At 69.3% G+C, this 20,101-nt stretch carries 21 protein-coding genes; 17 read left to right on the top strand and 4 right to left on the bottom strand.

Features of this window, described 5'->3' with window-relative positions; translation table 11 throughout:
- On the bottom strand, nucleotides 1-1,316 hold a 1,316-nt coding region (locus tag ACIOTO_RS12925; protein ID WP_400858130.1), incomplete at its 3' end, for a hypothetical protein.
- Between the two features lie 6 nt (nucleotides 1,317-1,322).
- Between ACIOTO_RS12925 and ACIOTO_RS12930 the strand changes: the two genes are divergently transcribed.
- The 17 genes from ACIOTO_RS12930 (at nucleotide 1,323) to ACIOTO_RS13010 (ending at nucleotide 17,528) form a co-directional block, all read left to right on the top strand.
- Nucleotides 1,323-2,114 (top strand): hypothetical protein, encoded by a 792-nt coding sequence (locus ACIOTO_RS12930; protein WP_400858132.1) that lies wholly within the window; start codon nucleotides 1,323-1,325, stop codon nucleotides 2,112-2,114.
- On the top strand, nucleotides 2,114-3,151 hold the full coding sequence (locus tag ACIOTO_RS12935; protein ID WP_400858134.1) for an HAD-IIA family hydrolase: 1,038 nt from the start codon (nucleotides 2,114-2,116) through the stop codon (nucleotides 3,149-3,151). Before ACIOTO_RS12930 ends, ACIOTO_RS12935 begins: the two co-directional genes overlap by 1 nt.
- 52 nt (nucleotides 3,152-3,203) lie before the next feature.
- The gene (locus ACIOTO_RS12940) at nucleotides 3,204-3,380 is read left to right on the top strand and encodes a hypothetical protein (RefSeq protein ID WP_167381665.1); all 177 of its coding nucleotides are present in this window, start codon (nucleotides 3,204-3,206) and stop codon (nucleotides 3,378-3,380) included.
- A complete protein-coding gene (locus ACIOTO_RS12945; protein ID WP_372466489.1) occupies nucleotides 3,377-4,174 on the top strand; it encodes a TlyA family RNA methyltransferase in 798 nt (265 codons plus the stop codon). The genes ACIOTO_RS12940 and ACIOTO_RS12945 overlap by 4 nt, the downstream gene beginning before the upstream one ends.
- Nucleotides 4,171-5,091, top strand: a complete 921-nt coding sequence (locus tag ACIOTO_RS12950) for an NAD kinase (RefSeq protein WP_029261482.1) — start codon at nucleotides 4,171-4,173, stop codon at nucleotides 5,089-5,091. The genes ACIOTO_RS12945 and ACIOTO_RS12950 overlap by 4 nt, the downstream gene beginning before the upstream one ends.
- Nucleotides 5,088-6,779 carry a DNA repair protein RecN gene (gene recN, locus ACIOTO_RS12955; RefSeq protein WP_400858136.1) on the top strand — a complete coding sequence of 564 codons (1,692 nt, stop codon included), beginning with the start codon at nucleotides 5,088-5,090 and terminating at the stop codon, nucleotides 6,777-6,779. The genes ACIOTO_RS12950 and recN overlap by 4 nt, the downstream gene beginning before the upstream one ends.
- 17 nt (nucleotides 6,780-6,796) lie before the next feature.
- Nucleotides 6,797-8,506, top strand: a complete 1,710-nt coding sequence (locus ACIOTO_RS12960; RefSeq protein ID WP_105710298.1) for a CTP synthase — start codon at nucleotides 6,797-6,799, stop codon at nucleotides 8,504-8,506.
- Complete coding sequence (locus tag ACIOTO_RS12965; protein ID WP_400858138.1) at nucleotides 8,499-9,080, top strand: NUDIX domain-containing protein; 582 nt, start codon at nucleotides 8,499-8,501, stop codon at nucleotides 9,078-9,080. The genes ACIOTO_RS12960 and ACIOTO_RS12965 overlap by 8 nt, the downstream gene beginning before the upstream one ends.
- A gap of 3 nt (nucleotides 9,081-9,083) precedes the next feature.
- Entirely contained in the window at nucleotides 9,084-9,986 is a 903-nt protein-coding gene (xerD, locus tag ACIOTO_RS12970) for a site-specific tyrosine recombinase XerD (protein ID WP_029261486.1), read from the top strand.
- A 156-nt stretch (nucleotides 9,987-10,142) separates the two neighbouring features.
- On the top strand, nucleotides 10,143-10,976 hold the full coding sequence (locus ACIOTO_RS12975) for a ParA family protein (protein ID WP_167381670.1): 834 nt from the start codon (nucleotides 10,143-10,145) through the stop codon (nucleotides 10,974-10,976).
- Entirely contained in the window at nucleotides 10,960-11,808 is an 849-nt protein-coding gene (locus ACIOTO_RS12980; RefSeq protein ID WP_400858141.1) for a segregation and condensation protein A, read from the top strand. The genes ACIOTO_RS12975 and ACIOTO_RS12980 overlap by 17 nt, the downstream gene beginning before the upstream one ends.
- Nucleotides 11,798-12,403, top strand: a complete 606-nt coding sequence (gene scpB / locus ACIOTO_RS12985) for an SMC-Scp complex subunit ScpB (protein ID WP_400858142.1) — start codon at nucleotides 11,798-11,800, stop codon at nucleotides 12,401-12,403. Before ACIOTO_RS12980 ends, scpB begins: the two co-directional genes overlap by 11 nt.
- Nucleotides 12,400-13,206 (top strand): pseudouridine synthase, encoded by an 807-nt coding sequence (locus ACIOTO_RS12990; protein ID WP_262001203.1) that lies wholly within the window; start codon nucleotides 12,400-12,402, stop codon nucleotides 13,204-13,206. The genes scpB and ACIOTO_RS12990 overlap by 4 nt, the downstream gene beginning before the upstream one ends.
- The gene (locus ACIOTO_RS12995; RefSeq protein WP_400858145.1) at nucleotides 13,203-14,339 is read left to right on the top strand and encodes a prephenate dehydrogenase; all 1,137 of its coding nucleotides are present in this window, start codon (nucleotides 13,203-13,205) and stop codon (nucleotides 14,337-14,339) included. The genes ACIOTO_RS12990 and ACIOTO_RS12995 overlap by 4 nt, the downstream gene beginning before the upstream one ends.
- Nucleotides 14,332-15,054, top strand: a complete 723-nt coding sequence (gene cmk, locus ACIOTO_RS13000; protein ID WP_400858147.1) for a (d)CMP kinase — start codon at nucleotides 14,332-14,334, stop codon at nucleotides 15,052-15,054. Before ACIOTO_RS12995 ends, cmk begins: the two co-directional genes overlap by 8 nt.
- Nucleotides 15,055-15,094: 40 nt before the next feature.
- Nucleotides 15,095-16,567 (top strand): ribosome biogenesis GTPase Der, encoded by a 1,473-nt coding sequence (gene der, locus ACIOTO_RS13005; RefSeq protein ID WP_262001238.1) that lies wholly within the window; start codon nucleotides 15,095-15,097, stop codon nucleotides 16,565-16,567.
- Between the two features lie 61 nt (nucleotides 16,568-16,628).
- Nucleotides 16,629-17,528 carry an NUDIX domain-containing protein gene (locus ACIOTO_RS13010; protein WP_400858149.1) on the top strand — a complete coding sequence of 300 codons (900 nt, stop codon included), beginning with the start codon at nucleotides 16,629-16,631 and terminating at the stop codon, nucleotides 17,526-17,528.
- 16 nt (nucleotides 17,529-17,544) lie between these two features.
- Here ACIOTO_RS13010 and ACIOTO_RS13015 read toward each other — a convergent pair whose 3' ends face one another.
- Genes ACIOTO_RS13015 through ACIOTO_RS13025 form a run of 3 tightly spaced genes read right to left on the bottom strand, consistent with a single transcriptional unit; the run spans nucleotide 17,545 to nucleotide 20,070 of the window.
- Nucleotides 17,545-18,978 (bottom strand): DUF222 domain-containing protein, encoded by a 1,434-nt coding sequence (locus tag ACIOTO_RS13015; protein WP_400858151.1) that lies wholly within the window; start codon nucleotides 18,976-18,978, stop codon nucleotides 17,545-17,547.
- A 52-nt stretch (nucleotides 18,979-19,030) separates the two neighbouring features.
- Nucleotides 19,031-19,402: an RNA-binding S4 domain-containing protein gene (locus ACIOTO_RS13020; protein WP_400858153.1), complete on the bottom strand. Its 372-nt coding sequence runs from the start codon at nucleotides 19,400-19,402 to the stop codon at nucleotides 19,031-19,033.
- Nucleotides 19,402-20,070 (bottom strand): lysoplasmalogenase family protein, encoded by a 669-nt coding sequence (locus tag ACIOTO_RS13025; protein WP_400858155.1) that lies wholly within the window; start codon nucleotides 20,068-20,070, stop codon nucleotides 19,402-19,404. Before ACIOTO_RS13025 ends, ACIOTO_RS13020 begins: the two co-directional genes overlap by 1 nt.
- Nucleotides 20,071-20,101: the final 31 nt, after the last annotated feature.

A 20,101-nucleotide genomic window follows, 5' to 3' on the forward strand; every position in this document is an offset into this window, starting at 1 on the left:
CCGATGGTACTGCAGGGGGGACCCTGTGGGAGAGTAGGACACCGCCGGACTCCTTTTAGACAAAATGGCCACCCATCGATGGGTGGCCATTTTGCGTTTACACGAATAGAACAGGGAGCATCATGCCAGAAGAGGAAGAGCGCCGTCCGCGTCGCAACGACGACAGCGGATCGCGCGGTAATCGCGCTTCTGGCGGACGCCCCGGAAACAGCCGTGATGGTGGCGCCCCGCGTCGCGAGGGTGGCTACAACCGTGATGGTGCAGCTCCGCGCCGTGAGGGCGGTGGCTACAACCGTGACGGTGGTGCCCCGCGTCGCGAGGGTGGCTACAACCGTGACGGTGGTGCCCCGCGCCGTGAGGGCGGTGGCGGGTACAACCGTGAGGGTGCTGCTCCCCGTCGTGAGGGTGGCGGGTACGGCCGTGATGGTGCAGCCCCGCGCCGTGAGGGTGGCGGGTACAACCGTGACGGTGCAGCTCCCCGTCGTGAGGGTGGGTACAACCGTGATGGTGGAGCCCCGCGTCGTGAAGGTGGCGGGTACAACCGTGATGGTGGTGCCCCGCGCCGTGAAGGTGGTGGCTACAACCGTGACGGTGCCCCCCGTCGTGAGGGTGGCGGGTACAACCGTGATGGTGGTGCCCCGCGTCGCGAAGGTGGCTACAACCGTGATGGTGGTGCCCCGCGTCGCGAAGGTGGCTACAACCGTGATGGTGGTGCCCCGCGCCGTGAGGGCGGTGGCTACAACCGTGATGGTGGTGCCCCGCGTCGCGAAGGTGGCTATAACCGTGATGGTGGTGCCCCGCGTCGCGAAGGTGGCTACAACCGTGATGGTGGTGCCCCGCGCCGTGAGGGCGGTGGCTACAACCGGGATGGTGCCCCCCGTCGTGAGGGTGGCGGGTACAACCGTGATGGTGCAGCTCCGCGTCGTGAGGGCGGTGGGTACAACCGTGATGGTGCAGCTCCGCGTCGTGAGGGCGGTGGGTACAACCGTGACGGTGCAGCTCCGCGTCGTGAGGGCGGTGGGTACAACCGTGACGGTGGTGCCCCGCGTCGTGAGGGTGGTGGGTACAACCGTGACGGTGGTGCCCCGCGCCGCGATTCGGCGCCCCGCCGTGACGGTGGTGATCGCGACAAGTCCCGCTCGTTCCCGCAGCGCGGAGGCGCCGGTCGGGAGCGTCCGGCTCAGGCGGCGAATGAGCGTCCGCGGTTCGATGAGCCGCAGATTCCCGACGAGATCACTGCGCGCGACCTCAACGGGGGCGCTCGCAACGAGCTCAAGACCCTGAGCAAGGAGAACGCCGAGCACGTCGCGCGTCACCTGGCGATGGCGTCGAAGCTCATCGACGAGGACCCCGCGCTTGCGCACGAGCACGCGCTGGCGGCGTCTCGACGCGCCGGCCGTATCGCGATCGTCCGCGAGACTCTCGGCATCACCGCTTACGCGACGGGTGACTTCGCCCTTGCTCTCCGCGAACTCCGCACCTACCGACGCATCTCGGGCAAGGACGATCAGATCGCGCTGATGGTCGACAGCGAGCGTGGCATCGGACGTTCCGATCGCGCGCTCGAGACCGGCCGCGCTGTCGACCGGTCGGCCCTCGAGACTCCCGTGCGTGTCGCACTGGCGATCGCGATGTCGGGTGCTCGTCTGGATCAGGGCGATCTGGAGCTTGCGCTCGGCGAGCTCGAGATCCCCGAGCTCGACCCGGATCGGGCTTTCGAATGGAGCCCTGCTCTGTTCGCCGCTCGTGCCGCTGTTCTCGAAGACCTCGGACGCACCGAGGAAGCAGCGTTCTGGGCACACCGTGCCGAGGTCGCTGCCGAGGCACTCGGGATCGACGAGGCCGGTGACGAGGAGATCTTCATCGAGGACAGCATGATCGAGGGCGAGTTCCTCGACGACGAGGTCGCCGAACCGGCCGATGAAGCAGACGAGGCTGACGTCGTCGAGCCTGCTGCAGACTCCGACGAGTCGGAAGACGAAGCGGACGAGGAAGTGTCTGAAGAGCCCGCTGCGGACTCCGACGAGACCGACGCCGAAGAGCCCACGGTCGAGGACGAGGTCCGCGAGCTCCTGGGTGAGGACGAGACCGACGACGCGGACCCGGAGGCGTAGTGGCGCTGTTCTCACGCAAGCGCGCTCTGCGCACCCCCGTCGACGGGGTCGATACGATCCTCGCTGATCTCGACGGCGTGGTGTACGCAGGCCCCGGCGCATTGCCGCATGCGGTCGACAGCCTCAATGAGGCCGCGAAGTCGGCGCGACTCGGTTACATCACCAACAACGCGGCCCGCACTGACGCATCCGTCGCGGAGCACCTCAGCAGCCTGGGGCTCCGCGTCGATGCGGCCGATGTGGTCACGAGCCCGCAGGCGGCGATGCGGCTGCTGGCGAAGATCGTGCCCGCGCCGGCGACAATCCTCGTCGTCGGCGGCGACGGCCTCGTCGACGAGGTGCAGAAGGCCGGCTACACGGTCACGCGCAGCGCCGAGGATTCGCCGAGCGCCGTCGTCCAGGGGTTCGCCCCGGAGGTGGCGTGGACCGACCTCGCTGAAGCCGCATTCGCCCTCAAACTTCCCGAAGACGAGGGTGGGATCCCATGGATCGCCACGAACACGGATTGGACGATCCCGCGTGAGCGCGGTGTCGCACCGGGTAACGGCACTCTCGTCTCCGCGGTGCACACGGCCATCGGTCGGTTGGCTACCGTCGCCGGCAAGCCGGAGGCTCCCATCTTCGAAGAGGCGCTCGCCCGGTTCGGCGCACAGAAGGCGCTGTTCATCGGCGACCGGCTCGACACGGACATCATGGGTGCGAGCCGGGTCGGGATCGACTCAGTGCTCGTCCTCACCGGAATCGATCGACCCAAGCATGTGCTGGCGGCGCCCGAGGGATCGCGCCCGACGTACATCCTCGGCGACCTGCGTGAGCTGCATGTTCCGTATCCGGAGGTCACGGAACGGGACGGCGTGTTCGACGTGAACGGCGCCGCCGTGCGGGTCGTGGGGGCGGACGTCGAGATCGTGGCGGAGTCCGGATCGCAGATCGACCTGCTGCGCGCCGGCGCGGCCGCGATCTGGGCATCGGGGACACCCGTGTTCGTGCTGCGCGTTCCCGAGCGCCTCTACGACGACCCCTTCCACCGGCCCTGAGGCAGCTCGCGTCGCTCCGGCCGCCGTCGGAGGCGCCGCGTACAGTGGAACCGTGAGCGAAGAGACGACGAGTGCGCCGACCGATGGCCTGTGGAGTCGTCTGCGTCTGATCGAGGGGCAGCCCCTTCCGGCGAGAGCCGATGCGTACGCGAGCCTGCACGACGAGCTCTCCCGACGCCTCGAGAGCGGCGCGAAGCTCGACCAACGGGAGACTCCGGGATCCCGATGACGCGACTCGATGCTGCCCTCGCCGCCCGAGGACTCGCCCGTTCGCGCAGCCACGCCGCCACGCTCATCGCCGAAGGGCTCGTGAGCATCGATGGCCGCCAGGCGGTGAAGGCTTCGACCGCCGTCGACGATGAGGCGCAGATCACGATCGCGGGTGCCGACCACTATGTCGGCCGCGCGGCCCACAAGCTCATCGCCGGGCTCGACGGATTCGCGATCCCCGTCGAGGGGCGGCTCGCACTGGACATGGGGGCCTCCACGGGAGGTTTCACGCAGGTGCTCCGCGAGCGCGGCGCACGAAAGGTCCTGGCGGTCGACGTCGGGCACGGACAGCTCGCCGCGTCGATCGCGGCCGACCCCGGCGTCGTCGCCGTCGAGGGCTACAACGTGCGGCACATGACGCGTGAGAACCTCGCGGAGGCGACCGGCGAGAGCGACGCGCCCGACCTCATCGTCGGGGACCTGTCGTTCATCTCGCTAGAGCTCGTTCTGCCCGCAGTGGCGGTCATCGCCGAGCCGGGATCCGACGTCCTGCTGCTCGTGAAGCCGCAGTTCGAGGTCGGGCGAACCGCGGTGCGCGGCGGTCTGGTGACCGACCCCGCCACGCGTGCGGACGCCGTCGCCCGCACGGTGTGGACCGCCTGGGATCTCGGGTTCGGGATGCTCGGCATCCTGCCCTCCCCGATCCTCGGAACGCACGGGAATGCCGAGTATCTGGTGCACCTCGCGCCGGGTCGGGGCAGCAATCCGACAGAATGGTTGGACACCATCAACCGACTGGCAGGAGGACGATGAACGAGCGCAGCATCCTGGTCGTCGCCCACGCCGGCCGAGTGGACACGGTCGACGCGGCCCGTCGGGTGATCGGGGCGCTTCGCGAGGCCGGAGCCCGGCCGGTGCTGGCCGCCGACGACCATGAGGCCCTCGTCGCCGTGGACGAGTTCTTCGCCGACACCGAGGTGCTCGGCGTATCCGTCGATCCGGCCGACCTCGAACTGGCGATCGTGCTGGGTGGGGACGGGACCATCCTTCGTGCGGCCGAGCTCGTCCGTGACAGCGGCGCACCTGTGCTGGGCATCAACATGGGCCACGTCGGCTTCCTCGCCGAGATCGACCGCGACGACATGGACAAGGCCGTCCGCCGCGTGATCGATCGTGACTACGAGGTCGAGGAACGGCTCGCGCTTTCCGTGCGGGTGAAGGATGCCGCAGGGGCCGTCGTGTACGAGACCTGGGCCCTCAACGAGGCCACGGTCGAGAAGGCGAGCCGGGAGCGGATGATCGAAGTCGTCCTCGAGATCGACGGTCGCCCGCTGTCGAGCTTCGGCTGCGACGGCATGGTCATCTCCACTCCCACGGGCTCGACCGCCTACAACTTCTCCGCCGGGGGACCGGTCATCTGGCCCAGCGTCGAGGCGATCGCCGTGGTGCCGCTGTCGGCGCACGCGCTCTTCGCCAAACCCCTGGTCGTGAGCCCTGATGCCGCAGTCGCCATCGAGATGCTCGAGCGCACCGACGGCTCCGGCATCCTGTGGTGCGACGGGCGACGCTCGCACGACCTGCCTCCCGGCGCACGCGTCGTCGTCCGGCGGTCCTCACGCCCGGTCCGCCTCGCGCGGCTGCACCCCACGGCGTTCACGGATCGTCTCGTGCGCAAGTTCCAGCTGCCCGTCGAAGGATGGCGCGGTCAGACCCCGGGGGCGCCGTCATGATCGAGGAGATGCGGATGCAGGGCCTCGGCGTGATCGCCGACGCCGTGCTGCCCCTCGGTCCGGGATTCACGGCGATCACCGGCGAGACCGGTGCCGGCAAGACGATGGTGGTCACGGGACTCGGGCTGCTGCTGGGTCAGCGCGCCGATTCCGGCGCGGTGCGCGCCGGCGCTGCCCAGGCTTCGGTGGCAGGAGTCTGGATCGTCCCCGAGAGCGGCGACGTGGCCGAGATCGTCGCGGACGCCGGGGGAGAGCTGGAGCCCGCAGGGGCAGGCAACGCCGAACTCTACGTCTCGCGCACGCTGAGCGCCGAGGGCCGCAGCCGCGCGAGCGTCGGTGGCCGCGCGGCACCGGCAGGCGTGCTCTCGGCTCTGGCCGAGGAACTCGTCGTGGTCCACGGACAGTCCGAGCAGCTGCGTCTGCGCTCCGCGGCTGCGCAGCGCGACGCGCTCGACCGCTTCGGCGGTGCGCCGATCGCGAAGGCGCTCGAGGCGTACGCCGGCTCCTTCGTCCGGTGGCGGACACTCGACGCCGAGATCTCCGAGATCACCGAGAACCGCGACCGCCGTGCGGAAGAGGCAGCTCGACTGTGCGAAGCCCTCGCGCTGATCGAGGCGACCGCACCGGAACCCGGGGAGGATCAGGAGCTCGCCGAACGTGCCGAGCGGCTTGCGAACGCCGAAGAGCTGCGCCTCGCGGCCTCTCTCGCGCATGGCGCGCTCTCGAGCGAAGACGGTGAACCCGACGCATCGGCCCTCGTCGCCGAGGCGCGTCGCCTGCTCGAGCGCACCGCCGATGCGAAGCTCACCGAGATCGGCGAGAGCATCGCCGACATCGGATACCGGATCGCCGACACCGCTGGGCTTCTGTCCGCGTACCTGGCCGACCTCGACGAGACGGGCCCCCACGAGCTCGCCGCCGTCGAAGAGCGTCGAGCGGCGCTCGGAACACTGATCCGCGCGCATGGATCCCTCGACGAGGCTCTCGCGCTGTGGCAGACGGGTTCCGCGCGCCTGGCCGAACTCGACGACGACGGCGATCGCATCGAACGTCTCATCGCCGAACGTGACGCCGCACGCGCCGAACTCGATGCGCATGCCGCCGCGCTGACCGCGTCGCGCACCGACGCCGCCGTCCGTCTCGGCGAAGCCGTGACCGACGAGCTGCACGCCCTCGCGATGCCGGATGCGCGCCTCGAGGTCGCCGTCTCCGAGGGGGCCGAGAGCACCCACGGTCGAGATGACGTCGCCATCCTCCTCGCCCCGCATCCTGGTGCGGAGCCCCGCTCCGTCTCCAAGGGCGCCTCCGGCGGCGAGCTGTCTCGCGTGATGCTCGCGATCGAGGTCGTCATCGCGGCGACCGACCCGGTCCCGACGTTCGTCTTCGATGAGGTCGACGCCGGTATCGGAGGTGCGGCGGCCATCGAAGTGGGGCGGCGACTCGCCCGGCTCGCAGAGAAATCGCAAGTCATCGCGGTGACGCACCTCGCGCAGGTCGCAGCGTTCGCGAACAATCACCTGTCGGTCGTGAAGGCCAATGATGGCGCGGTCACGGCCTCGAGCGTGCGGCGTCTCGAGGGCGAAGACCGAGAGGCCGAGATGGCCCGTCTGCTGTCCGGACTCACCGATTCCGACGCCGCGCTGACCCATGCGCGTGAACTTCTCAGCCTCCGCGTCCCCACCGCCTGATAGGATCGAAGCCCGTGATGAACTCTTCTTCCGCGGCACCCAAGAACGACACGACCAAGCACATCTTCGTGACTGGTGGTGTCGTTTCGTCTTTGGGTAAGGGACTGACGGCGGCCAGCCTCGGCAACCTCCTCACGGCCCGCGGTCTGCGCGTCGTGATGCAGAAGCTCGACCCTTATCTGAACGTCGATCCCGGCACGATGAACCCGTTCCAGCACGGTGAGGTCTTCGTCACGGACGACGGCGCCGAGACCGACCTCGACATCGGCCACTACGAGCGGTTCCTCGACATCAACCTGTCCGAGGCCGCGAACGTCACCACCGGCCAGATCTACTCGCAGGTGATCGCGCGCGAGCGCCGCGGCGAGTACCTCGGCGACACGGTGCAGGTCATCCCGCACATCACCGACGAGATCAAGCGCCGCATGCGTCTTCAGGCCTCGGAGGACCCGCGCCCCGATGTGATCATCACTGAGGTCGGAGGCACGGTCGGCGACATCGAGTCGCAGCCCTTCCTCGAGTCCGCCCGCCAGCTGCGCCACGAGCTCGGCCGCGACAGCGTGTTCTTCGTGCACGTCTCGCTCGTCCCGTTCATGGGTGCGTCGGGGGAGCAGAAGACCAAGCCCACGCAGCACTCCGTCGCGGCGCTCCGTCAGGTGGGTATCCAGCCCGACGCGCTCGTGCTCCGCAGCGATCGCCCCGTGAGCGCGAGCAACCGCAACAAGATCGCCCTCATGTGCGACGTCGACGTCGAAGGCGTCATCAACACGGTCGACCTGCCGAGCATCTACGACATCCCGTCGACGCTCAACGACCAGGGTCTCGACTCGTACATCGTGCGCCGCCTCGGCCTCGACCAGAAGGCCGCGGAAGAGGTCGATTGGACGCGCTGGAGCAAGGTGCTGCATGCCGTGCACAACCCCAAGCACGAGGTCACGATCGGCCTGGTCGGCAAGTACATCGACCTGCCCGACGCGTACCTCTCCGTGACCGAGGCCCTCAAGGCCGGCGGTTTCGCGCAGGAGACCAAGGTCAACATCCGCTGGATCCCCTCGGACCTCTGCGAGACGCCGGAAGGCGCCCAGGAGCAGCTGGCCGAGCTCGACGGCATCTGCGTGCCCGGCGGCTTCGGCATCCGCGGCATCGAGGGCAAGCTCGGCGCGCTCAAGTTCGCACGTGAGCAGGGCATCCCGACGCTCGGCCTGTGCCTCGGCCTGCAGTGCATGGTCATCGAGTACGCACGCGATGTGGCCGGCATCGTCGGCGCCTCGTCGAGCGAGTTCGACCCGGAGACCGCCGAGCCCGTCATCGCCACGATGGCCGAGCAGATCGACATCCTCGACGGAGGCGACCTCGGCGGCACGATGCGCCTCGGTCTGTACCAGGCGACCCTCGCCGAAGGATCGCTCGCTCGTGAGCTGTACGGCGCGCCGGAGGCCTCCGAGCGGCACCGCCACCGCTACGAGGTCAACAACGCCTACCGCGACCGTCTGACGGACGCCGGCCTGGTCTTCTCGGGCCTCAACCCCGAGCTCGACCTGGTCGAGTACGTCGAGCTGCCGCGCGACGTGCACCCGTACTACATCGCCACGCAGGCGCACCCGGAACTGCGCTCGCGCCCGACCGCGCCGCACCCGCTGTTCCGCGGGCTCGTCGGCGCCGCGATCGAGCGTCACCGTGCGAGCGAACTGTTCGACGTGAGCGATGACGTCACGGCCGATGCCTGAGCCGATCGAGCCCCTCCGGGACGAGCCGTTCGAGCCGGAGGTGCTCCAGAGCGACCTCGTCTACGAAGGCAGGGTCTGGGACGTGCGCTCCGACCGCGTGCGCTACGGCGACGGCGAGATCGTGCGGCAGTACGTCGACCACACGGGCGCCGTGGCTATCCTCGCGCTCGACGACGACGGGCGTGTCCTGCTGATCCAGCAGTACCGGCATCCGATCCGTCATCGGGATTGGGAGCTGCCCGCGGGTCTGCTCGACGTCGAAGGGGAGGAGCCGCTCGCGGCCGCCCAGCGCGAGCTCGCGGAGGAGGCGGACCTGGTGGCCACCCACTGGGAGCCGCTGGTCTCCTCGTGGACCACCCCCGGCGGCAACGACGAGACGATCCACATCTTCCTCGCGACGGGCATCGCCTCGGCCGAGCGCCCGCACGACCGTGAGGACGAGGAAGCCGACATCCGCGTCGAGTGGGTGCCGCTGGACGATGCGGTGGAGGCCGTTCTCGGCGGCCGCATGCACAACGGCATCCTCACGATCGGCGTGCTGGCCGCGGCGCAGAGGCTCCGCGATCGGGGCTGAGGGATGCTGCTCGAGCGCGCCCGCGACGCGTACCTGCGTCATGTCACGATCGAGCGCGGTCTGAGCGAGCACACGATCGCCGCGTATCGGCGCGACCTCGGGGTCTACACGGAGTGGCTGGCGGCCGAAGGCATCACCGACACGTCGGCGGTCACGGCGGCGGTGATCGACCGCTTCATCGCGGAACGCGCCTCGGCCGAGCCGGCCCCGGCGTCGTCGAGTCTCGCGCGGCTGCAATCGTCGGTGCGGGGCTGGCATCGATTCCTCGCTCGGGAAGGAATCGAGATCGATGACCCGAGCGGACGGCTGCGTCCCCCCAAGGCCCCGCGTCGACTCCCGAAGGCGCTGACGATCGATCAGGTCGAGCGGCTGCTCGGTGCTCCGTCACCGGAGGATCCGATCGGCGTGCGCGACCGCGCGCTCCTGGAGCTTCTCTATGCCACGGGTGCCCGCGTGTCCGAGGCGATCGGGCTCGACGTCGACGACCTGGCACACGGCGATGTGCTGCGGCTGCGGGGCAAGGGGTCGAAGGAGCGCATCGTGCCGATCGGATCGTTCGCGCGCGCAGCCGTCGATGCGTATCTCACGCGCGTGCGTCCGGCGCTCGCGGCGAAGGGGCACGCGTCGGCCCGGCTCTTCCTCGGTGCACGCGGAGCACCGTTGTCGCGGCAGAGCGCCTGGCTCGTGATCCGGGCGGCCGCCGAGAAGGCGCAGATCACCTCCGAGGTATCGCCGCACACGCTGCGGCACTCCTTCGCGACGCATCTGCTGCAGGGCGGAGCCGACGTGCGCGTGGTGCAGGAGCTGCTCGGGCACTCGTCGGTCGCGACGACGCAGATCTACACGCACGTCTCGGTGGACACGCTGCGGGACATCTACGCCACCTCGCACCCGCGCGCGCGGTGACGTCCGCCGATGCGGGACAGGCGCCGTGCCGCGTGCCGAGGCGGCTGAGGAACGGGCCGACCGGTACAATCGACCAAGCACGAAGGAGCAGGAGAATCGGTGGCTGAGAAAGTGGCGAAGTCCAGGGCGAAGGCGCAGAAGGCCGACGAGACCCCCATGGGACCCACCGGCCGTCCGTATCACGGGTTCGCGATCCCGGAACCGCTGAAGTCCCACGGCCCTGCACGCATCATCGCGCTGTGCAATCAGAAGGGCGGCGTCGGCAAGACGACGACCTCCATCAACCTGGCCGCAGCTCTCGCGGAGTACGGCCGGAAGGTGCTCGCCGTCGACTTCGACCCGCAGGGCGCACTGTCCGCCGGTCTCGGCATCCCGACGCACGACGTGCCGACGATCTACGACCTCCTGCTCGACACGAAGCGCGACGCGCATGACGCGATCGTGCACTCCAGCGTCGAGGGCCTCGACGTGATGCCCGCGAACATCGACCTGTCGGCCGCCGAGGTGCACCTCGTCAACGAGGTCGCCCGCGAGACGATCCTCGCCCGGGTCCTGCGCCAGGTCGCGGGGGAGTACGACGTCATCCTCATCGACTGCCAGCCCTCGCTCGGCATCCTCACAGTCAACGCCCTGACGGCCGCACACGGCGTGATCATCCCGCTCGAGTGCGAGTTCTTCGCCCTGCGCGGTGTGGCACTGCTCATCGAGACGATCGACAAGGTGCGCGACCGGCTGAACCCCTCCATCACGATGGACGGTCTGCTGGCGACGATGTACGACCCGCGAACCCTGCACTCCCGCGAGGTCCTCGAGCGCGTGGTCGAGGCCTTCGGAGACGATGTGCTGGAGACCGTGATCGGCCGTACCGTGAAGTTCCCCGATGCCTCGGTGTCGGGTGTGCCCATCACCGAGTTCGCCCCCGAGCACGCGGCCGCTCAGGCATACCTGCGGCTGGCGCGGGAGCTGGTCGCCCGTGGCGCTGTCGCCTAGCGAGGGATCCGTCGACGCGACGCTCGAAGAGAGCGCGGGCGATACGGCCGAGCCGGGCTTCCGGGTCTCGCTGTCCAACTTCGACGGCCCGTTCGATCTGCTCCTGAACCTCATCTCGAAGCATGAGATGGACATCACCGAGGTCTCGCTGAGCGCGGTCACGAACGAGTTCATCGCCTACCTCGGTCAGCTCGAGAACGAGGAGGAGCTGGACCAGGCGTCCGAGTTCCTCGTCGTCGCGGCGACGCTCCTCGACATGAAGGTGGCCGGGCTTCTCCCGCAGGGCGAATTGGTGGATGCCGAGGCCGTCGCGCTGCTCGAGGCGCGCGACCTGCTGTTCGCCCGCCTGCTGCAGTACCGGGCCTTCAAGGAGGTCTCGGCGTGGTTCTCCCGCTGTCTGCAGCGTGAGGACCGTCGGCACGTGCGCGCGGCACGCCTCGACGAGAAGCACCGTAAACAGACGCCCGAGCTCGTGTGGTCCTTGACCGTCGACGACTTCGCGGCACTCGCGCTCCTGGCGTTCGCGCCCAAGGAGATCCCGCACGTCGGCCTCGATCATCTGCACGCGCCGCTGGTCAGCATCCGCGAGCAGGCGGCGATCGTCGTCACGTTGCTGCGCGGCACGGAGTCGCTGAGCTTCCGCGAGCTCGTCTCGGGGGTGAGCGAGCCCGGCATCGTCGTCGCGCGCTTCATCTCTGTGCTGGAGCTGTACCGCCACGCGGCCCTGTCCTTCGAACAACTGGAACCGCTCGGCGAGCTCACGCTGCGCTGGGCAGCCGACTCCTGGTCGGACGAGACTCTTGCGACCCTGGGGGCCGACTATGACCGATGACATGACCGAGACCGTCGACGAGGCGACCGAGGCGACCGAGATCCCGCTGTCCGAGCGCATCGAGGCCATCCTCCTCATCGTCGACGAGCCGCTCGGGCTGGTGGCGCTGGCCGCCGCGGTCGGCTCCCCGGTACCCGCCGTGCGGCAGACGCTCGAGATGCTGGTCGACGACTACGACGGGAAGGGCAAGGGCCCGCGCCGTGGTTTCGAGCTCCGCGAGGTCGGCGGCGGCTGGCGTCTCTATGTGCGCGAGGACCTCGATTCGCTGGTCGCCGAGTTCGTCGGCGGACAGGCTCCGGCTCGACTCTCGCAGGCGGCGCTCGAGACGTTGGCGGTCATCGCGTACAAGCAGCCGGTGACGCGCAGTCAGGTCGCCTCCATCCGTGCGGTGAACGTGGACTCCGTCGTGCGCACCCTCCTCGCCCGTGGTCTCATCACCGAGCTGTTCGCCGACTCCGAGACCGGCGCGATCAACTACGGCACCACCGACGCACTCCTGCAGCACCTGGGCATCAACTCGCTGGACGAGCTGCCCCCGATCTCCCCTCTGCTCGATGACGGTGCAGACGGTTTCGACGAAGGGACCATCCGATGAGCGGCTTCGAGGCCTCCACCGACTCCGAGGGCGCCCCCGAGGGCATCCGTCTGCAGAAGGTGCTCGCCGGCGCCGGGGTGGCTTCGCGCCGCGTCGTCGAGCAGTACATCACCGAGGGGCGCATCCGCGTCAACGGCATCGTCGTCTCGGAGCTCGGCCGGCGCATCGACCCGGAGCACGACCTCGTCGACGTCGACGGCACCGCCGTGCAGCTGGACGTCTCCAAGCGCTACGTCATGCTCAACAAGCCCACCGGCGTCGTCAGCAGCATGAAGGACGAGAGCGGTCGTCCCGACCTCCGTCGCTTCACCGAAGACTACGAGGAGCGTCTCTACAACGTGGGCCGCCTCGACGCGGAGACCAGCGGTCTGCTGATCCTCACCAACGACGGCGCGCTCGCGCACGTGCTCGCCCACCCGTCCTTCGGGGTGACCAAGGTCTACATCGCCAAGGTCGAGGGTACGGTGCTGGCCCAGACGATCTCGAAGCTCACGAAGGGCATCGAGCTCGAGGACGGTCCGATCGCGGCCGACAAGGCGCGCCTGCTGGACACCTCGCGCGGGTCGAGCCTGGTCGAGCTGACCCTGCACTCCGGGCGCAACCGCATCGTGCGCCGGATGCTCGCCGCGGTCGGCCACCCGGTCACCGAACTGGTGCGTCGGCAGTTCGGACCGCTCCACCTGGGAACCCTCCCGGCCGGGAAGACGCGGGAACTGACTAAAATCGAACTCGGCGCGCTTCTCACCCTGTCGCGCCGTGATTCCGGTGTCGCCGAGGCGCCAGGCGAGCAGGAGAACGAATGACCGATACGACGAGTGCGCCCACGGCGCGGAGGGCAGGCGCCGTCGCGCCGCGGCTCTCCGGCACCGTCCGCGTCGTCGGTGCCGGCCTGCTCGGGGCGAGCGTCGGACATGCGCTCCGGTCGAAGGGCATCGACGTCGTGCTGACGGATGCCTCGCCCGCGCAGCTCCGCCTCGCGGTCGACTACGGCGCCGGTCGCCTCGCCGCCGACGATGACGAGCCCGCCCTGATCGTGGTGGCCGTGCCGCCCGACGTCACGGCCGACGTGATCCAGGCCGAGTTGGAGCGCTTTCCGGAGGCCGTCGTCACCGACGTCGCCAGTGTGAAGCTCGAGCCGTTCCGCACTCTGCAGTCGCGGGGCGTGGACCTCACCCGCTACATCGGCTCGCATCCGCTCGCCGGGCGCGAGCGCGGGGGAGCGATCTCGGCGCGCGCCGACCTGTTCGTCGGTCGCCCCTGGGTCGTGTGCCGTGACGAAGACACGAAGGCCGCCGATCTCGCCCTGGTCGAAGCCCTCGCGCTCGACGTGGGGGCCATGCCGCTCGAGATGACGCCGGAGGAGCACGACCGCTCCGTCGCGCTCACCTCCCACGTGCCGCAGGTGGTGGCGAGCCTGCTCGCCGGCCGTCTCGCGGATGCCGAGGAGGGCGCTCTGCGCCTCGCCGGCCAGGGAGTGCGCGACACCACACGCATCGCCGCCTCCGCCCCCGAGCTCTGGGTGCAGATCCTCGGCGCCAACGCCGGTCCCGTCGTCGAGATCCTCGACGCTCTCGCGGGCGATCTCGCCGATGTCGCCGCCGCGCTGCGTGAGCCGGGCGCTCCCGGTGCCCGGCGCATCGTCGCGGAGACGATCCGTCAGGGGAACGACGGCGTCGACCGTCTTCCCGGAAAGCACGGACAGAACCAGCGCTTCGAGTCGCTCATCGTCATGATCGACGACACCGCCGGTCAGCTGGGTCGCCTGTTCGGCGAGCTCGGAGAACTCGGTGTGAACGTCGAGGACCTCCGACTCGAGCACTCGCCCGGGGCCCAGTTCGGCCTGGCCGAGATCAGCGTCGACCCCGCTGCACTGCACGGGGCGATCACCGGGCTCCAGGAACGCGGCTGGCGGATTGCGGGGAACACCAATGACTGACACCACCACCCCGTCCGCGGCACCGGCTTCCGCGACCGACGCGCACAAGTTCATCGCCATCGACGGCCCGGCCGGTTCGGGCAAGTCCAGCGTGTCGAAGGCCGTCGCCCGCACGCTCGGTTTCGGCTACCTCGACACGGGCTCCGCGTACCGCGCACTCGCCTGGCATGTACTGGACCGCGGCGCCGACACCTCCGATGCCGACGCGGTTCTCGCCGCCGCATCCGATTTCCCGGTGCGACTGGGGCTCGACCCCGACGACCGCACCGTCCGCGTCGGCGATGCCGATGTGACAGAAGCCATCCGGGACCCGCGGGTCTCCGGTGCCGTGAGCGGCGTGGCGCGCGTGCCCGCGGTGCGCGCCCAGGTGAACGAGCTGTTCCGCACGCTCGTCGCCGAGTCGTCGTACCCGGCCGTCGTGGTCGAAGGCCGCGACATCACGACCGTCGTCGCACCGGACGCCCCCGTGCGGATCCTCCTCACCGCGGCCCCCGAAGTACGGGCCGCTCGACGTGCCGGTGAACTCGCCGGCGAGAACGCGGCAGCTGTCGCCTCGGCGTTGCACAAGCGCGACGCCTCAGACAGCGCCGTCGTCGACTTCCTGAACGCCGCAGAAGGCGTCGAGGTCGTCGATTCGACGGAACTCGATTTCCCCCAGACCATCGACGCCGTCCTCACGGTGATCGAGCGAATCCAAGGAGCACACCGTGGCTGACGAAGAATACGAAGGCGGCCCCGACCAGCTCGCCGAGAAGATGGAACAGATCGACGAGCATCTCGCCGAGCAGCGGGCGGAGACGCTGCGCGCCGGGCTCGCCGACTACGACCTGGACGATGAGGACGCGGCGCTGCTCGCCGGCATCACGCTCGGCGAAGATGGCATCCTGTTCAGCCCGGCGCTTCCCGTCGTGGCGATCGTCGGGCGACCGAACGTGGGCAAGTCCGCGCTCGTGAACCGCATCCTCGGCCGTCGCGAAGCCGTCGTGGAGGACACCCCCGGTGTGACCCGCGACCGCGTGACGTACAAGGCCGAGTGGGGCGACCGGCGGTTCTCGCTCGTCGACACCGGTGGGTGGGAGCCCGACGCGCGCGGCATCGACCGTTCCGTCGCGATGCAGGCCGAGGTCGCGATCGACCTCGCCGACATGGTGCTGTTCGTCGTCGACGCGATGGTCGGCGCCACTTCGACCGACGAGCACGTCGTCAAGCTGCTCCGCAAGAGCGGCAAGCCGGTGTTCCTCGTCGCCAACAAGATCGACGATGCCCGTCAGGAGCCCGAGATCGCGGCTCTGTGGAGCCTCGGCCTCGGTGAGCCGCATCCGGTCTCCGCCATCCACGGACGTGGTGTCGCCGACCTGCTGGACGCCGTGCTGAAGAAGCTGCCCGAGGTCTCGGCCGTCGCGAAGCAGGAGATCGGCGGACCGCGTCGTGTCGCCATCCTCGGTCGCCCGAACGTGGGCAAGTCGTCGCTGCTGAACAAGGCGGCCGGCGAAGAGCGCGTGGTCGTGAACGACCTGGCCGGCACGACCCGCGACCCGGTGGACGAGGTCGTCGAGCTCGGCGGGAAGATGTGGCGCCTGGTCGATACCGCCGGCATCCGTCGTCGCGTGCACATGGCGCAGGGGGCGGACTTCTACGCTTCGCTCCGCACCTCCGCGGCACTGGAGAAGGCCGAAGTGGCCGTCGTCGTGCTCGACGTGTCGGAGACGATCAGCGAGCAGGACGTCCGCATCATCGACCTCGTGCTGGAGTCCGGCCGCTCGCTCGTGCTCGCGTTCAACAAGTGGGACCGTCTGAACGACGACGACCTCGAGAACGCCGACCGCCGTCGTTACCTGGAGCGTGAGATCGAGCAGGACCTCGCGCACGTCGCGTGGGCTCCGCGCGTGAACATCTCGGCCAAGACCGGTCGTCACCTCGACAAGCTGGTTCCCGCGCTGGAGACGGCGCTGGAGAACTGGGACCGTCGTATCCCGACGGGCAAGTTCAACGCTTTCCTCGCGGAGCTCGTGGCCGAGCACCCGCACCCGCTGCGTGGTGGCAAGCAGCCGCGCATCCTGTTCGGCACGCAGGCGTCGACGCGCCCGCCGACGTTCGTGCTGTTCACGACCGGTTTCCTCGACCCCGGGTACCGTCGGTTCATCCAGCGGCGTCTGCGCGAGCTCTACTCGTTCGAGGGCACGCCGATCGTCATCAACATGCGTGTGCGTGAGAAGCGCCAGCGCTGATCTGTTCCGGCGCATGTCGCGCCGTGGTGCCGATACCCCCATGCTGTGAAAGGCTGAGGGGGTGACTGTCGTACCTCCTGCCGCCGGTGAACCGCGTCGCCCCGAGGGGCCGCGGGACCCGGGCGACGCGTGGGTGGTCGCCGAGTCGGGGGAGCGGTACTGGGGGCGTTTCGGTGCTGCCGGTCTGCTGGCGTATGACCCCGCTCGCGGCATCCTGCTGCAGCATCGGGTCGCGTGGAGTCATTTCGGCGGCACGTGGGGCTTGCCCGGCGGTGCGCTGCATGAGGGCGAGAGTGCGATCGTTGGCGCCATCCGCGAGGCGCAGGAGGAAGCCGGTGTGCCGGACGGCGCCGTGCGGCCTCGCTTCACGAGCGTTCTCGATCTGGGCATCTGGTCGTACACGACGGTCGTCGCGGATGTGCGCGTGCCGTTCGACCCGGTGATCAGCGATCCGGAGAGTGTGGCGCTCGAGTGGGTGCCGGTCGACCAGGTCGCCGAGCTGCCGCTGCATCCGGGTTTCGGTGCGTCGTGGTCGGCGTTGCGCGCGCTGCTCGAGGTACGGCCCGTGGTCGTCGTCGACGCGGCGAACGTCGTCGGGTCGGTGCCGGACGGGTGGTGGAAGGACCGCGCGGGAGCGGCCCGGCGGTTGCGTGCACGGCTGGAGGGATTGACCGTGCCTGCCGCCGACCTGGAACTCGAGGGGTCGGTGTGGTTCCCGGAGGTGTCGATGGTGGTCGAGGGGCAGGCTCGCGGCATCGACTCCGATTCGAGTGTGGTCTCCGTCATCCGCGCCGACGCCGCGGGCGACGATGCGATCGTCGCAGAGGTCGAGCGTCTGGTGGCCGCGAAGCACACCGTGGTCGCGGTGACGAGTGACCGGGGCCTGCGCGAACGCGTCGAGCACGCCGGTGCCGAGCATGTGCGATCGGCCGGATGGCTGCGCGACCTGATCGATCACTGAGCCGGCCGAACCGGCGTCAGACGAACATGACTCGTCGGGGTGGCGGATCGGTGTAGGCGCGTCCGAGCGGGCTGTGCCAGGTGATGCTGCCGTCGCGTTCCTGCTGCGCCGCCCACCGATGCGGGTCGGGGATGTCGGGGTGCTTGAGAGTGTGGTGCGCGCGGCAGAGATACCCGAGGTTGTCGATGCGCGTCTTCCCACCCTTGGCATGGTCGTGCTGGTGGTCGATCTCGCAGCGGTGCACCGGCATGCGACAGCCGGGGAAGCGGCAGTGCTGGTCACGAGCACGCAGGAACCGTCGCATGCCCTCGGTCGGGGTGTACGTATCGGTCTCGACGAGCATTCCGGAGGCGTCAAGGAACAGGCGGGTCCATCCGCTGTTCCACCCCGCGAGAGCACGGGCGACGTCGGGGTGCAACGGGCCGTGCCCATCGAGCTCGGCCGGTCGGTCGTCCATGCCGGCGAGCGTGGTCGCGGCGACCGTGACCTGGACGCGTCCCTGGATGCGACCGAGGCCGTCGCCGTGCGCGAGGGACGGGTCGCCGGCGAGGAGGAGGTCGGTGAAGAGGTCTGCCTGGACCTGCGCCCACGTGCGCGTGTCGGCAGGGATGTGCTCGGTCTCCGGGTCGGTCGCGAACGTGTCGCCGTCGGCGCCGAAGATTCTCCCGTCGGCGCATGTCTCGGCGTAGGCGTCGAAGGCTGGGTCGTCGAGTGCGAAGTCTTCGGGGTGAAGAGCATCGATATCGTCGTTCGACCACCAGGGCAGGAACTCGGGTACATGATCCTCCCGCACTCGCACGACCTCCCGCGTCATCCGGCTCAGCCGGTCGGAGATGGCCGTCGCGATCCACTCGGGAAGCACAGCTGTGAGCAGGGCGAGGCCGTCGTCGAGCGACTTCACGGTCACGCAGCGCTCCTCGGCCGCTCGGCGATGCCGCTCGTCGACGCTCTCGCCGATGAGTGCGCTGGCGACCTGTCGGGCGTGCGCGCGGGTGCGGGCAGCCGTGTCTTGCTCGGCGACGACGAGGACGGCCGTCTCGAACAGGGCCATGACGCCGGCATCGACCTTCTTGTTGCGGATGGCTTCGGCCATGAGCGCACTCGCGCGGGCGATCTCGCGGACATGGCCGGCGCTCAGGTAACCCGCGGCGAACGCTGCACGGACCGCGGGGAGGTGGTCGTGAAGCGCCTGTGCGTCGGCGAATGCGAAGTCCATCGACCCACGGGAGACATGACCGGCGGCGGAGAACTCCGCGATCATGGAGCGGTGAATCGCGTCGCGGTGGAACGGGCTCGCTGACACCTCGGCATCGTGGAGAGCGATCTGCTCCACCAGCAGCTCTGCGGCCTCCGCTTCGAGCGCGGCGATGCGCCGTCGCTTCTCGGCCCAGGCATCGAGCACGCGGCGTCGCTCCGCGAGTTCGAGGTCGAGGTCGGTCCGAGTAGCCATAACCCTATTCTAGAACAAATCTTCGAAAGTATGACGCGAGGATGACGGCATATCAATCCTCTGGGTCGTGGCTCCGCCCGCGCAGCTTGTCGATGTCCCGACGCTCCCGCTTCGTGGGTCGCCCGGCCCCGCGGTCACGCAGACCGAGTACCGCCTGGGGTTCCCGTTCGGGCGTCTTGTCCTCGTAGGCGAGCGCCGCCACAGGAGCGCCGACTCGCTTGACGAGAAGCTGACGTACGAAGAGGATCCGGTCGAATCCGGCGATGCGGATACGCAGCTCGTCACCCACGCGGATCTGCTGGGCGGCCTTCACCTTGTCGCCGTTCACCCGTACATGCCCCGCGCGGCATGCGGTGGTCGCCGCCGACCGGGTCTTGTAGACGCGGATCGCCCAGAGCCAGCTGTCGACGCGTGCGGCATCCATCAGGAAGCTCGCTTTCGCAGCGTGACCAGCGCGCCCGCGACGATGAGGCCTTGGCCGAGCGTGTAGGTGAGCATCACGGCCGGGCTGCTCCACGCGGGGAGCCCATCGGGGAGGAAGAGGCGGAACGCGAGCAACGTGTCGCTGGCGAGGAAGAACGCTCCGCCGACCGCGATCAGCGGATGGCACCGCGCCGAGAATGCGGCCGTCCCGCCGAGCACGAGTCCGTAGACGGCGACCGCGATCAGCAGGCCGCCGGTGTGCGGGCCGAGGACGGCGATCATCGCCACCCACCAGAGCGCGTAGATCAGGGCCCACCAGGGCATCCGCCGCACGCCCAGCCGGCGGGCGAAGAGCAGGATGTATGCCACATGGGCGATGCCGAAGAACAGCAGCATGAGGGGGAGTTCCGGTGCCGCGGGGAAGAACGCGCCCACGCCATCCCCGAGCCAGGAGAAGAGCACCGCCGCGAGGAGCAGGACCAGGGTCATCGGCGGCTTGATCCACCGGGCAGCGGCCAGGACGGGGACGGCGAGCATCGGCATCAGCAAAAGCTTCGTCGGTCCGGCGAGCGGGCTTCCGACGGCGAGCAGGATGACGTGGAGAACGGAGACCGCGACGTAGGGGAGGAACGTCCAGGCGATGAGCGAGGACGGGGCGCGGCGCTGCATCTCCCCATCGTAGGCTCGGCCGATCGTCGGG

The sequence above is a fragment of the Microbacterium sp. NPDC087592 genome (assembly GCF_044743585.1).
In the GTDB taxonomy this organism is placed as follows: domain Bacteria; phylum Actinomycetota; class Actinomycetes; order Actinomycetales; family Microbacteriaceae; genus Microbacterium.

Coding starts and splice junctions, on each gene's coding strand:
- ACIOTO_RS12965 (WP_400858138.1), top strand. CDS start 8,499: ATGCCTGAGCCGATCGAGCCCCTCCGGGACGAGCCGTTCGAGCCGGAG.
- recN (WP_400858136.1), top strand. CDS start 5,088: ATGATCGAGGAGATGCGGATGCAGGGCCTCGGCGTGATCGCCGACGCC.
- cmk (WP_400858147.1), top strand. CDS start 14,332: ATGACTGACACCACCACCCCGTCCGCGGCACCGGCTTCCGCGACCGAC.
- ACIOTO_RS13015 (WP_400858151.1), bottom strand. CDS start 18,978: ATGGCTACTCGGACCGACCTCGACCTCGAACTCGCGGAGCGACGCCGC.
- xerD (WP_029261486.1), top strand. CDS start 9,084: ATGCTGCTCGAGCGCGCCCGCGACGCGTACCTGCGTCATGTCACGATC.
- ACIOTO_RS12990 (WP_262001203.1), top strand. CDS start 12,400: ATGAGCGGCTTCGAGGCCTCCACCGACTCCGAGGGCGCCCCCGAGGGC.
- der (WP_262001238.1), top strand. CDS start 15,095: ATGGAACAGATCGACGAGCATCTCGCCGAGCAGCGGGCGGAGACGCTG.
- scpB (WP_400858142.1), top strand. CDS start 11,798: ATGACCGATGACATGACCGAGACCGTCGACGAGGCGACCGAGGCGACC.
- ACIOTO_RS12975 (WP_167381670.1), top strand. CDS start 10,143: ATGGGACCCACCGGCCGTCCGTATCACGGGTTCGCGATCCCGGAACCG.
- ACIOTO_RS12945 (WP_372466489.1), top strand. CDS start 3,377: ATGACGCGACTCGATGCTGCCCTCGCCGCCCGAGGACTCGCCCGTTCG.
- ACIOTO_RS12930 (WP_400858132.1), top strand. CDS start 1,323: ATGGCGTCGAAGCTCATCGACGAGGACCCCGCGCTTGCGCACGAGCAC.
- ACIOTO_RS12950 (WP_029261482.1), top strand. CDS start 4,171: ATGAACGAGCGCAGCATCCTGGTCGTCGCCCACGCCGGCCGAGTGGAC.
- ACIOTO_RS12960 (WP_105710298.1), top strand. CDS start 6,797: ATGAACTCTTCTTCCGCGGCACCCAAGAACGACACGACCAAGCACATC.
- ACIOTO_RS12995 (WP_400858145.1), top strand. CDS start 13,203: ATGACCGATACGACGAGTGCGCCCACGGCGCGGAGGGCAGGCGCCGTC.
- ACIOTO_RS13020 (WP_400858153.1), bottom strand. CDS start 19,402: ATGGATGCCGCACGCGTCGACAGCTGGCTCTGGGCGATCCGCGTCTAC.
- ACIOTO_RS13025 (WP_400858155.1), bottom strand. CDS start 20,070: ATGCAGCGCCGCGCCCCGTCCTCGCTCATCGCCTGGACGTTCCTCCCC.